At 69.7% G+C, this 11390-nt stretch carries 13 protein-coding genes; 4 read left to right on the plus strand and 9 right to left on the minus strand.

Going from position 1 to position 11390, the window contains the following annotated elements; genetic code table 11:
- Positions 1-68: 68 nt before the first annotated feature.
- The 3 genes from ABZS61_RS01310 to ABZS61_RS01320 all read left to right on the plus strand — a co-directional run bounded on the left by ABZS61_RS01310 (position 69) and on the right by ABZS61_RS01320 (position 3226).
- Positions 69-1781 carry an alkaline phosphatase D family protein gene (locus ABZS61_RS01310; RefSeq protein ID WP_356414304.1) on the plus strand — a complete coding sequence of 571 codons (1713 nt, stop codon included), beginning with the start codon at positions 69-71 and terminating at the stop codon, positions 1779-1781.
- Positions 1782-1891: 110 nt separating this feature from the next.
- Positions 1892-2350, plus strand: a complete 459-nt coding sequence (locus tag ABZS61_RS01315) for a DoxX family protein (protein WP_356414307.1) — start codon at positions 1892-1894, stop codon at positions 2348-2350.
- A gap of 213 nt (positions 2351-2563) precedes the next feature.
- The gene (locus tag ABZS61_RS01320) at positions 2564-3226 is read left to right on the plus strand and encodes a VTT domain-containing protein (RefSeq protein WP_356414310.1); all 663 of its coding nucleotides are present in this window, start codon (positions 2564-2566) and stop codon (positions 3224-3226) included.
- Positions 3227-3329: 103 nt separating this feature from the next.
- Here the strand turns inward: ABZS61_RS01320 and ABZS61_RS01325 are convergent, their stop codons facing one another.
- From ABZS61_RS01325 to ABZS61_RS01350, 6 genes are all read right to left on the minus strand, one after another.
- Positions 3330-3554, minus strand: coding sequence for a DUF2277 domain-containing protein (locus ABZS61_RS01325; protein WP_356414313.1), 225 nt, complete (start codon positions 3552-3554; stop codon positions 3330-3332).
- A 53-nt stretch (positions 3555-3607) separates the two neighbouring features.
- Entirely contained in the window at positions 3608-4990 is a 1383-nt protein-coding gene (locus ABZS61_RS01330) for a DUF1254 domain-containing protein (RefSeq protein ID WP_356414316.1), read from the minus strand.
- A gap of 1 nt (position 4991) precedes the next feature.
- Entirely contained in the window at positions 4992-5420 is a 429-nt protein-coding gene (locus ABZS61_RS01335; RefSeq protein WP_356414319.1) for a hypothetical protein, read from the minus strand.
- A gap of 170 nt (positions 5421-5590) precedes the next feature.
- Entirely contained in the window at positions 5591-5935 is a 345-nt protein-coding gene (locus tag ABZS61_RS01340) for a hypothetical protein (protein WP_356414322.1), read from the minus strand.
- A 5-nt stretch (positions 5936-5940) separates the two neighbouring features.
- Positions 5941-6156 carry a hypothetical protein gene (locus tag ABZS61_RS01345; RefSeq protein ID WP_351173285.1) on the minus strand — a complete coding sequence of 72 codons (216 nt, stop codon included), beginning with the start codon at positions 6154-6156 and terminating at the stop codon, positions 5941-5943.
- Between the two features lie 98 nt (positions 6157-6254).
- Entirely contained in the window at positions 6255-6815 is a 561-nt protein-coding gene (locus ABZS61_RS01350; protein ID WP_356414326.1) for a DinB family protein, read from the minus strand.
- A 76-nt stretch (positions 6816-6891) separates the two neighbouring features.
- On the opposite strand from ABZS61_RS01350, the gene ABZS61_RS01355 reads away from it, so the two are divergent.
- On the plus strand, positions 6892-7317 hold the full coding sequence (locus tag ABZS61_RS01355; RefSeq protein WP_356414329.1) for a hypothetical protein: 426 nt from the start codon (positions 6892-6894) through the stop codon (positions 7315-7317).
- 49 nt (positions 7318-7366) lie between these two features.
- On the opposite strand, the gene ABZS61_RS01360 is transcribed toward ABZS61_RS01355, so the two are convergent.
- From ABZS61_RS01360 to ABZS61_RS01370, 3 genes are all read right to left on the minus strand, one after another.
- Positions 7367-7807: an SRPBCC family protein gene (locus tag ABZS61_RS01360; protein WP_356414332.1), complete on the minus strand. Its 441-nt coding sequence runs from the start codon at positions 7805-7807 to the stop codon at positions 7367-7369.
- A 278-nt stretch (positions 7808-8085) separates the two neighbouring features.
- Positions 8086-9675 carry an ABC transporter substrate-binding protein gene (locus tag ABZS61_RS01365; RefSeq protein WP_356414335.1) on the minus strand — a complete coding sequence of 530 codons (1590 nt, stop codon included), beginning with the start codon at positions 9673-9675 and terminating at the stop codon, positions 8086-8088.
- A gap of 1129 nt (positions 9676-10804) precedes the next feature.
- Positions 10805-10993, minus strand: coding sequence for a hypothetical protein (locus ABZS61_RS01370; protein WP_356414338.1), 189 nt, complete (start codon positions 10991-10993; stop codon positions 10805-10807).
- Positions 10994-11390 lie beyond the last annotated feature (397 nt).

The raw sequence follows: 11390 nt of genomic DNA on the forward strand, positions 1-11390 counted from the left end.
GGAGCCATCGGTCACGGCGACCCGTACCGTACGGAGCCATCGGTCACGGCGACGCGAGGAGGGCACACATGGCCGGGCTACGCCTGGGACCACTGCTGCGGTACGTCGACTGGGAGTCCGGTTCCCGGGCGACGGTCTGGGTCGAAGCGAGCCGGCCCTGCACGGCCGAGGTCCGCTGCGCGGACGGCGCGTCGGGTTCCACCCCGACCTTCGCGGTGGAGGGGCACCACTACGCGCTGGTCGTGGTCACGGGCCTGACGCCCGACTCGACCACGGCCTACGAGGTGCTCCTCGACGGCCGCCGCGTCTGGCCGCCCGAGGATTCCGGCTTCCCCGCGAGCACCATCACCACACCCGCCGTTCCGCAGCCCGAGGAGGCCGGACCCGTCCGGATCGCCTTCGGTTCCTGCCGCTGGGCGGCCCCGCCGAAGCCGGACCACGACCCGCGCTCCCGGCTGCGCAGTGGAGACCCCATCGGCCCGGACGCCCTCGACACCCTGGCCGTCGAACTCGCCAACGACCCCACGGCCGTACGCCCCGACGTGCTCCTCCTGCTCGGCGATCAGGTGTACGCGGACGAGACGTCGAAGGCCACCCGGCGCCGGATCGCCGCACGCCGCGACCTGAACGAGCCTCCCGGCGCGGAGGTCGCGGACTACGAGGAGTACACCCACCTCTACGACGAGTCCTGGCGCGACCCGGACGTGCGGTGGCTGCTCTCCACGGTCCCCAGCTGCATGATCTTCGACGACCACGACGTCATCGACGACTGGAACACCAGCGCCGCCTGGCTCGAGGACATACGCCGCACGCCCTGGTGGCACGAACGGATCGTCAGTGGCCTGATGTCGTACTGGGTGTACCAGCACCTCGGCAATCTCTCCCCCGAGGCCCTGGAGGCCGACCCGCTGTACGCGGCGGTGCGCGCCGTCCCGGACGCCACCGAAGTACTGCGGGACCATGCCGCCCGGGCCGACGCCGATCCCACACACACCCGGTGGAGCTACCGGCGTGTTTTCGGCCGAGTACGGCTGCTGATGGTGGACACCCGGGCGGCCCGCGTTCTCGGCGAGCAGCAGCGGTCGATGCTCGACGCGGGAGAGGCACGCTGGGTGCGCGACGAGGCCCTCGCCGACCCTGACGCGTACGACCATCTACTGATCGGCACGTCGCTGCCGTGGCTGCTGCCGCCGCTCATCCATGATGCGGAGAGCTGGAACGCCGCGCTGTGCCGGGGCGAGCGCGGCGGCCCGGACGGGCGCTGGGCGCGCTTCGGGGAGAAGGTACGCCGCGCCTCTGACCTGGAGCATTGGGCGGCCTTCCCCGAATCCTTCAACGAGTTGACGGAACTGCTGCGGCAGGTGGCCGGTGGGCCCCACGCTCCTGCCACGGTTTGCGTGCTCTCGGGCGATGTGCACCATGCGTACATCGCCGAACCCCACTGGCCAGATCCCGTACCGGGCGCCACTCCAGGCGCACGCATACTGCAGTTGACCTGCTCCCCCGTGCACAACTCGATCCCCGCCACGATAAGAGCCGGATTCCGTTTCGGCTGGAGCACGCCCGGCCGGTGGCTGGGACGCGCGCTGGCGCTCCACGGCCGGACGGGAGCGCCGCCGATGCGCTGGCGCAGGACGGGCGGACCATGGTTCGGCAACCAGCTGATGGCCCTCACCCTGCATGGCCGGAAAGCTGCGCTGACATTGGTTCAGGCCAGACAACGGCCCACAGGCGCGCAGCTGGAGACCGTCCTGGAGCGCACTCTGACGTCGAACAACTGACCGCTTTCGGCCAGTTGCGAATATGTTGAACTTGCAAGTAATAATGAGGTCTACCTAACCTGAAGGGCCCCGATCGGTTCACGTCCCCAGACCGAAGGAGCCAACCCCCCATGTCCGCACGTCTGAACAGGGCACAGCCCTACGCACTCGGACTCTTCCGTGCCGTCATCGGTTTCCTCTTCGCCTGCCACGGCGCCGCCTCGCTCTTCGGCGTCCTCGGCGGCGCGATGGGCGGCGGCACCGTACCTTCCGGCACCTGGCCGGGCTGGTACGCGGCCGTGATCCAGCTCGTCGGCGGCACCCTGGTCGCGCTCGGCCTCGGCACCCGCATAGCCGCCCTCGTCGCCTCCGGATCCATGGCGTACGCGTACTTCAAGGTTCACCAGCCTGAATCGCTGTTCCCCCTGCAGAACGGCGGCGAAGCGTCGGCCGTCTTCTGCTGGGCCTTCCTTCTGCTGGTCTTCACGGGCCCCGGCGCCGTGGCCGTGGACCGGCTCTTCTCCTCCCGCACCGGCGCCGCCCGCGAGGACCGGCGCCCCCACGAGAACTCCCCGGTCGTCCCCGTCTGACCGGCCGGCCGCCGGCCCGGATCACGTACGCCCCGGTACCCCGCCGTCGCGGGGGCCGGGGCGCACGTGACCTGCACAACATCATCCGCCCCACGGCGAACTCCGGGGAAACGGCAGGCGTACCCTGAACCGCTGACCCTGCCGCTCCTGCCGCTCCCCTGCGACGCCGCGGTGTTGACACGGTGACATGGGGAAACGGACGGGGAGTAGAAGGTGCTCGAGAGTGTGGGTGCGCTGACCGGCAGCCCATGGATCTACGCAGTGGTCGCCCTCTCGGTACTTCTGGACGTCTTCCTGCCCGTCCTGCCCAGCGGTGTGCTGGTGATCACGGCGGCGACGGCCGCCGCGGCGAGCTCGACGACGGTCACCGCCACCGCCGACGAGGCCACGCGGCAAGTGCCTTCCCTGCTGGTGCTGACCCTGAGCGCGGCCACCGCCTCGGTGCTCGGCGACCTCGTCGCGTACCGCCTCGCATGGCGTGGCGGCGACCGTCTGGACCGGGCCATCGCCCGCTCCCGCCGTCTCACCACCGCACAGGAGCGCCTCGGCGCGGCCCTCAGCCGCGGTGGTGGCGCCCTCGTCGTCATCGCCCGCTTCGCCCCGGCAGGCCGCTCGGTCGTCTCCCTGGGTGCGGGCGCCGCCCACCGCAAGGTGCGGGAGTTCCTGCCCTGGTCGGCGCTGGCCGGGGTTGCCTGGGCGACCTACAGCGTGAGCCTCGGCTACTTCGGCGGCCAGTGGCTGGGCGCGAGCTGGCTGGGCACGGCCGTCTCGGTACTGGCCCTGTTCCTTGCGGGCGCCCTCGCGGCACTCGTCGTCCGGCGGCCCCCGCACACCCGGCGGGCACCGGTCGCCTCCGGATCCCCGGCAGGCAACTGACACCCCCGGTCCACACCTGGCAGCTTCCCGGCCGAGGGCCGGTCGCCCAGGCAGGCAGCAGGCGCGCAGGCGGTGACGACGGACCGGTCAGGTCGCCCCGGACTCACACCCGGGCGGCGCTGCCCCGGATCTCCAGGCCGTCGAGCAGCCGTTGAGTCGCCTCCGCGATCTCGGCGACGGCGTGGTCGAAGACCTCCTGGTTGTGCGCGGCGGGCGCACGGAAGCCCGACACCTTGCGCACGTACTGCAGGGCGGCGGCTGTCATCTCCTCCTCGGTGGCCTCTTCGGGGATGGCTGGCGGACGAAGCGTCTTGATGCTGCGGCACATGTCTCCAGTGTGTACCGCGGCACCGACAAGCGGCACCGACGAGGACCCGCGGCCTACCGGTCCTCGAGCCGCCCGATGGCCGGGATCACATAGCTCCCGTCGAGAACGGCCTGCTCAGGGGTGTGGAGCCGCATCACGGCCCGGAAGTCGCCGGCGGGCGCGGGCAGCCAGTTCGCCGCCCTGCCGGGGTCCGCCGGCCGCTGCCGGGACAGGTACAGGGTCAGCGACCCGTCGGGGGCGTACACGAGACCGGGGGTTCGGTCGCCGATCGCGTACCGGCCCGCCACGTTCTCGACCAGGTGGTCGCCCACGTCGTACACGGTCATGGACCAGAACGCCTCGACCGGAGGCGGCCGGCCCAGACGCAGCGCGTAGCTGTGCGCCCCGCTGAGCCGCCGGCCCCGGGAGTCGCTGCGGGTGTGGGCGCACACCGCTTCGTATCCGTGGGGCCCCCAGAGCGCCTGCCGTGCCGCCACCGCCCTGACCAGGTACGACGCCTCACGGTCCGGGATCCTCCACTCCGGCGAGCTGATCGTGCCGACGCCGAAGTGGTCGAGGTTGTGGTCGAAGAGGTGCGGGTTCATCGCCCACGCACCCGGCGCCGTGTCCGCACCCTCCCGGGCGTCGTCCCGGTAGCGGCACGCCTGCGCCACCCGTGCCCTGCCCAGCGCGAGCCCTTGTGTCAGCGCCCGCAGGAGGCCGGGCCCGGCCGACACGTACGGCGAGACGCCCTCCTCCAGCAGCCCGAGGGGCTGGAACCGGTCCTGGTAGGCACGGTCGGCGGCCGCGGGCGGGAAGTCGGCCATCCACACCCGGAGCCGTTCGAAGAACCGAAGAGCCTCGGGTACGTCGGAGTCGGGCGCGGGCAGACCGGTCCGGTGGGCATGGGCTCCCAGGTGCGTGAGCGTGAGCTCCTGTTGGAGCGCCCGGACTCGGGGCATGTCCTCCGGCCCGTCGCACGCGATGCGGCCGACGAGGGAGACGACGGAGGTGGGTGCGTCGATCACCCCCGTCACCACGTCGGGCACGGTGCCGGACCAGCCGGGCGGCACGATCAGCCAGTCGCCCTCGTCCGTGCCGGTCGCCCGCCGCCCGACATAGGCGAACGTGCCGCTCCACGCGTCCACGAACTGCAGCGCGTAGTACGCACCGCCGGTGTCCGGCACATGGAGTCTGACCGGGCCGCCGGACAGGTCGAGCTGCGCGATCGCGTCGACGGTGTCGACAGCCGCGTTCGCGACGCTGTCGGCGGGAACGGCGGGCCGGACGGCGTGGGCGAAACTGTTGAAGGGCGTCGGCGCCAGCACGCCGAAGCCCTCCTGCAGGCACGCCTCGACCGCCGACAGTGCGAGGACCAGCGGAGAGCCGTAGACGTATGCCTCGGCGGCCAGGGCAGCCGTACCGTCCCCCTCCCGGCCACCGCGCCCGCCACTCACGTCAGAAGGCCGCCTTCGTACGGTCCGTGCACAGGGCCCAGATCACGAAGGCGTCGATGGCGATCGAGACGATCGCCCACACCGGCTGGTACGGCAGCCACATGAAGTTGGCGATGAGGTTCAGCGCGGCCAGCCCGACACCCACGCCGCGGGCCCAGAGCGCACCCTTCAGGATGCCCACGCCGACGAGCACGAGGACGATGCCGAGGATCAGGTGGATCCAGCCCCAGGACGTCACGCTGAACTTGAACGTGTAGTCGTTGATGCGGGCGTACACGTCGTCGGACGCGATGCCCGCGATCCCCCTGATCACGGCCAGGACACCGTCGACGAGCAGCAGGACACCGGCGAACAACACGCCCCCGGACGCCCACGCACTGCCGGATCCGGAGCGAGGGGAGGTGCCCGGTGTGGGGGCTGACTGGGCCATGGGAACTCCTTCGGTCGTCGGACGCCCGGCCGCCTGCGCGGCCGCGGGCAGATCCGACGCTGCGCGACACGGCCCCCCGGGACTACCCGGACGCGTCCGTTCGGGTGAGGACGACGCGGACGACGACGCGCCGTGGCACAACCCGAGCCCTCCGCTCGTGCGGGCCCGGTTCAGGGGCCGCCGACGCTCACGACATGCCCCTGGGCATCGACGGTGAGGGCGACCCGCTCGACCTTGTTCGTCAGCGCGAGGCCGACCCATACGGCACCCCACACGAAGCACGAGAAGACGGTCAGCAAGGCATGCAGCACATGGTTGACGGGCTGCCCGCGCACCAGGACGGCCTGAGTCCCCGACCGGGACTCCACACGCCACCCGCCGGCGATCCGCTGGCTCACCACCCAGTCGAGGATCAGCGCTCGCTGTATGACGTCGGGCGCCGACCCGCCCGCCCCGTAGTACCCGGGCGGAGGTTCGAGGGACGCCTCGCCCCGGCGCGCTCCACGAAACCTCATGGGGCTCACCTCCAGGTATCGAGGTCTCCGCCTCGCCACTCGATCAGCTCGGGTTGGTCCAGATCGATCTCCTCCACCCCCACGGCAAGCCCGGCCTGCCGCAGAAAGGAGGCCACGTCCCCGCGCCCGTGTGCCAGCCCGACGATCTGCCCCCGCACGGTCACCCGCCGCCCGCCGGTCGGCGAGGGCGGATACACGATCACAGGTGGATGTCCGGACATGCCTCCACGGTCCCCCGCCCCCCGCCGGACCGCATCCCGGGAGGTACTTCGGCGGCTGCGGTCGTCCGCCGGGAAACCCCGGTGCACCCAGCCCTCCCTCACTGGCCCACCCTCCCGTCCACGCACTCGCGCAACAGGTCGGCGTGCCCGCAGTGACGGGCGTACTCCTCGATCCTGTGCACCATCAGCTCCCGTACGGCGATCCCGTCCTTACCAAGCCGCTCACCCAGATCCGGGTGCCGGGCCAGCGCGGCATCGGTCGCGGCCTGCTCGCGCTCCAGGTCGGAGTACGCGGCCTCGACCACGGCCCGGTCGGCGACAGCTCCGTCGAAGTCCGCGTCCCGCTGCCCGTACAGCTTCGGCAGCGGCTCCCCGTCGCCGATCCAGTTCTGCCAGTCCCGTTCCACCTCGACGAGGTGGCGGAGCAGCCCGAGCAGCGACATGGTCGACGGCGGAACCGACCGCCGGGCCAACTGCTCCGCGTCCAGGCCCTCGCACTTCATCCGCAGGGTCAGGCGGTAGTCCGCCAGGAAGTCCTGCAGCGTGGCAAGCTCGCCCTCCGAACCGGAACCTTCGCTGTTGCGGGGATCCTCGTCCGGGTCGGCCCACATGTCGGGGTAGGTGGTTGCCCGGGTCCATCGTGCGGGTTGATCATTCATGCGCCCATGCTCGACCGGGAGAACCCGGGCCCGCTACTCCTTTACGGTTGGCATCGCCGGGATGGAGAGAAGTCATTTGCGAACCCATCACTTCAGAGTGCAGAAGGGCGGCTACGGACTGTTTCTCGGGATCGCAGCCGAGGTCATCCGACCCGCTTCCCCGCCGCCCCACGGCATCCCCGTCAGCGACCGGGTCTGGCTGGACGCTTCCGAGGTCCACAACGCCTACTACGGGAGTCGGCTGACACTTACCGAGGCCGAAGTGGCCTCGCTGCAAGTCGGCCTGGGCAAGGTCTCCGGGGCCATCGAACTCGTCGAGAGCAGCCCTTGCATCCTGATCGCAGTCCGAGCACTGGAGATCGTCGAGGCCCACCACGCAGAGGTCGCTCTCGCTCCGGCAATCGCAGGGTGGGCCGAATCGGAGTGGTCTCTGGCGCCCCGCCGCTGCGACGCCGTCCGGAACCGTGCCACCGGCCGGTACACGCTGGTCTGGGACGAGTGAACTTCGGGAAGCCATGAAACGGTGAGTGCGAAGGATGCCCGAGTACTGATCATGCGCCGTGTTCGCGCGTCGCGATCCGGGCGAGCTTCGTCAGCATCATTCCGTTGCGGACCGCGACGAGGTAGTCCACGGGCAGTCCGTGCATCCGGGTGCCTGGACCCCGGAGGGGATGCCAGTCGAGGGTGAGGAGAGTGCTCTCGCCCCAGGGAATCAACGTCATGGCGATGCGGGCCGCGCCGAAGGGCTCTGCTTTCGCTTCCAGTTCCAGGCGGTGCCGGGGCTCACAGATGCGGACGACGACGGTGTCGTCGAGGTTCAGGGGACCGGCGCCGACGCGGACCTTCAGGCGGGCACCTGCTTCTGGCCAGTGCGGGTCGACGGCAAGGACCTGTTGGGTTCCTGTCACCCACTCCCCGTAGCGGTGGCCATCGGACAGCAGGCGCCACACCTCGGACGGCGAGCTCAGGATCAGACGGCAATTCCGGGCCACGCTGATCACGCTCCTTCTGGAGGGTGCGGACATGGAAAGCGCCGCCGAGATCATGTCCGGCCGCCCATGGGCTTGACCTCCAGCCTCATGCGACCGCACCACATGCACAGTCCGACAGGTCCAGACGGGTGGGCCGGCCTGACCTCTCCCACTCCACAGGCAGAAGCACCGGGCGCCCCTCGGCCGGCGGAATCGCAGGGAAGAAGGAAGGCCCAGGCTCCCGGTTCCGTACCGGGTGGCCTGGGCCTTTGTCGCATTTTGATCAAGCCGTCAAGGCTCTACGAGAACTTGCTGATCTCCCAGAAGCGGAAGACGGTCGACGCGTCCAGGGTCCATTCCAGACCGGAGACGTCGTCGTACGCCACCGCGTACTGCTTGCCCTGCCACAGCGGCAGGATCGGCAGGTCCTCCGCCACCGCGTCCTGGAGCTCGCCGAAGGCCTTCTGGGTGGTGCCCCGATCGGCCAGGGCGGTGGTGCCGGGGATGATCCGGCCGGTGATGTCGTCGTTCTCGTAGCCGTTCTGCAGGACGTTGTCCTTGCCGAAGAACGGCTGGGTGAAGTTGTCCGGGTCGGGGTAGTCAGGGACCCAGCCCTTCACATAGACCCCGAGCTCTCCGGCCGCGATCCGCTCCTCGTACTCCTTGATGGGGAGGGACTTGACCTGCGCGTCGAACAGTCCGCTCGCGTTGAGCTGCTTCGCGATCGCCCGGAACTCGTTGTCGGTGGCGGGGCCGTAACGGGTCGGCGTGGACCACAGCGTGAGCTTCACCTTGTCGGTGATGCCCGCGGAGCGCAGCACCTGTTCGGCCTTGGCCGGCTGCGGGCTCCCGCCGTACTTGTCGAAGAACGCGGTGTTGTGCGCGGTGATACCGGCCGGGACGATCGAATACAGCGGGGTGGCCGTGGAGTGGTACACCTCGCTGACGAGGGCGTCACGATTCACCAGGTACGCGATGGCCTTGCGCACGGGAAGCTTCCCGGCCACCGGGTCCTTCATGTTGAAGACCAGGTGCTGCACTTCCGCGCTGGTGCCTTCGACGATGTCGATGCCCTTGTCGGCCGCGGCGCTGGATGCCTGCAGCTGGGCGATGTCCTGCGCGGCCATACCGCGGTAGGCGACGTCGATGTCCCCCTTCTGCAGCGAGGACGCCAGCTTCTTCTGGTCGCCCCGGAAGAACTGGAGAGTGACGCCCGAGTTCTTCACCCGCGCCGTGCCCTCGTAGCCGGAGTTGACCGAGAAGACGGCCTTCGACTTGTCGAGGGACTTCAGCGCGTAGGGCCCGGAGCCGACGGCCTTGCCGTCCTTGCGCAGGCTGTCCGCCGGGTACTCGCGGTGGTCCACGATGGAGCCGGCGCCCGAGGCGATCTTGCTGGGGAAGGTGGCGTCGGGAGCTGTGAGCCGGAAGACGACCGTGCGCGGGTCCGGAGCGGTGATCTTCGCGATGGTGCTGAGCAGCGGCGCCGGACCGGCGGGGTCGTCGATCCTGATCGCGCGCTCGAAGGAGTACTTGACGTCCTCGGAGGTGAGGCTGTTGCCGTTGCTGAAGGTCAGGCCGTCACGCAGCGTGCACCGGTACACCCTGTTGCCGGCCTCGAACGCGCAGGACTTCGCCGCTTCCGGCTCAGGTATGGAACCCCCGCGGGGAAAGCTGAGCAGGGACTGGAAGACGTTGTTGAACAACAGCCAGGACCCCGGGTCGTAGCCCGAGGCCGGATCCGCGGCCAGGACGTCATCCGACATGCCCACGACGATCGAGTCGCCGCCTCCGGCGGCACCTCCGTCGGTCTGGCTTCCGCAGCCGCCCAGCAGGGCCACCGCGAGACCGGCCCCGAGGGGAGCAATTGTCCGCCGTTTGCGTACGTTCACAGAACTGCCTCTTGTTTCCGGCGGCCGCGCGGGGTGCAGTAGTCGCTGCTCCGAGCCTCGGTCCGCGTCCCCTCCAGGCATGCGGAGGCTCCGCAGATCCGGACAGGGGAGGTGAGCACCTTTTCCCCAGATCATAAGGGTGAGGCGGAAGCTCCTCGTTTGCACCCTGTGCCCTGGACCAACTGCACCTCGGCAGCCGGTCGGCACAGGGCGGCGGACGCGGGAGGCGACCGCGGGTGTGACCGGTCAACCGACGGGCGATCTGCCCCTGGTTGCGCTCGACCGCCGGCCTGCACCGCGGTCACGTCACCTGTGGTCGGAGCCCTGGCCGGTTCCCGGGACGACTCGGGCAGCTCCCGCCTTCGAGCACAGACGCCAGGGCTCCGGACGGAGCATGCCGGGTGTGATGCTCCGGTACGTAAGCGGCGCGATGCCACTCCCCCGCCGGAACCGGGGAGGAACGGAGAAGGTTCTCAGCCTACCCACGTTGACCTGGGCCTTTTCGGACGTTCTGCTGAATCGCCGACATCTGCTCCACACGTTCGTCCGGAGAGCCCGTCCGGCATCTTCAGGTGGTTGATGTGCGGCTGTCAGGATCCACCTGGCGGTGTCGGTCGCCCAGCGTCGTCGGTGTCGGCTGCGGTTGCGGACGCCCTTCGGACGGGTCGTCCGGCGGTGAGAACCCCCAGGGCACAGAGGGCAAGGAGAAGCGCAAGGCTCAGTACGTCGCAGATCACCACGACCGCGAACGGGGCATCGACGGCCATCGGCAGATGTTGCCCGATCGCGGCTGTTCCAAGCACAAGGGGAAGCCACACCGCAGTGAGCCGGTAGCGAATGCGGGCAGCACCCCGCCGCATTCCAGCCTTCTCCCGCAGACGCAAGTGCCCGCTCCCGCCGACGAGGAGAAACCCCAGACCAAGAAGCACAAACAGCCATTCCACGGTGTCTCCCCCCTGCCTTTCGTGGTCTCGTGGCTTACCTCGGCGTGTAGGCACCCGGTCACCCCGGTGACTCACAGCCTGCGACATGATCGGTGAAGTTCATCCGGCTGCGGGAGGGCGATGACCAGTCGCCCTGATTCGACACCGACCGCCGAAGTCCGCGCGCGTGACGGCAAGAGCTGGCGTCAGGGCGAGGCGGCTTCGGCACTGGCTCGCTCTGCCAACTCGCGCCCGTAGCGGACAGCCGCCAGCACCAGAGAAAGAGCTGCCAGGCAACGCACAACTCTGTCGTCCTCGACAACCAGGAAGATCAGAAGCGGCACCACGATCATCAGATTCCAGTGCGGGTGATCCCACCAGCTCTTGTTCATCATCTCGCCCCCTGAGCGGCACCCTAGCGCGCGACCGTTGCGGCCGGAACGGGCCGTTCCCCTTGTCGACCGACCGCCTGGCATCCCAGGTGGAGCGCGCCACTGTACGAACGGCCTGGCGCCCTGGGCTGCGGCTCCTGGGCCAAGGCGGTCAGGATGGGAACCCAGAACGCTCACCACGAATCCGCCGACACCCGCGAACGGCGCCCCTCCCATCCCGGAGTCACGGGGTGGCCCAAGGCCCACCCGTGACCTGCGGAAAGATCCACGACTGGGGTTACCGCGGGTTCCGTCGCCGCGCACACAGGATCGTCACCGAACCGACATACCGAGCGGTCGGAAACCCCTTACGCAAGGGCTATACCCATGAGTAACGTACGCGGACCCACCAGCGCCACCC

Source organism: Streptomyces sp. NPDC005566, from assembly GCF_040605575.1.
Classification (GTDB): Bacteria; Actinomycetota; Actinomycetes; order Streptomycetales; family Streptomycetaceae; genus Streptomyces.

Coding starts and splice junctions, on each gene's coding strand:
- ABZS61_RS01310 (WP_356414304.1), top strand. CDS start 69: ATGGCCGGGCTACGCCTGGGACCACTGCTGCGGTACGTCGACTGGGAG.
- ABZS61_RS01315 (WP_356414307.1), top strand. CDS start 1,892: ATGTCCGCACGTCTGAACAGGGCACAGCCCTACGCACTCGGACTCTTC.
- ABZS61_RS01325 (WP_356414313.1), bottom strand. CDS start 3,554: ATGTGCCGCAGCATCAAGACGCTTCGTCCGCCAGCCATCCCCGAAGAG.
- ABZS61_RS01335 (WP_356414319.1), bottom strand. CDS start 5,420: ATGGCCCAGTCAGCCCCCACACCGGGCACCTCCCCTCGCTCCGGATCC.
- ABZS61_RS01340 (WP_356414322.1), bottom strand. CDS start 5,935: ATGAGGTTTCGTGGAGCGCGCCGGGGCGAGGCGTCCCTCGAACCTCCG.
- ABZS61_RS01345 (WP_351173285.1), bottom strand. CDS start 6,156: ATGTCCGGACATCCACCTGTGATCGTGTATCCGCCCTCGCCGACCGGC.
- ABZS61_RS01350 (WP_356414326.1), bottom strand. CDS start 6,815: ATGAATGATCAACCCGCACGATGGACCCGGGCAACCACCTACCCCGAC.
- ABZS61_RS01370 (WP_356414338.1), bottom strand. CDS start 10,993: ATGATGAACAAGAGCTGGTGGGATCACCCGCACTGGAATCTGATGATC.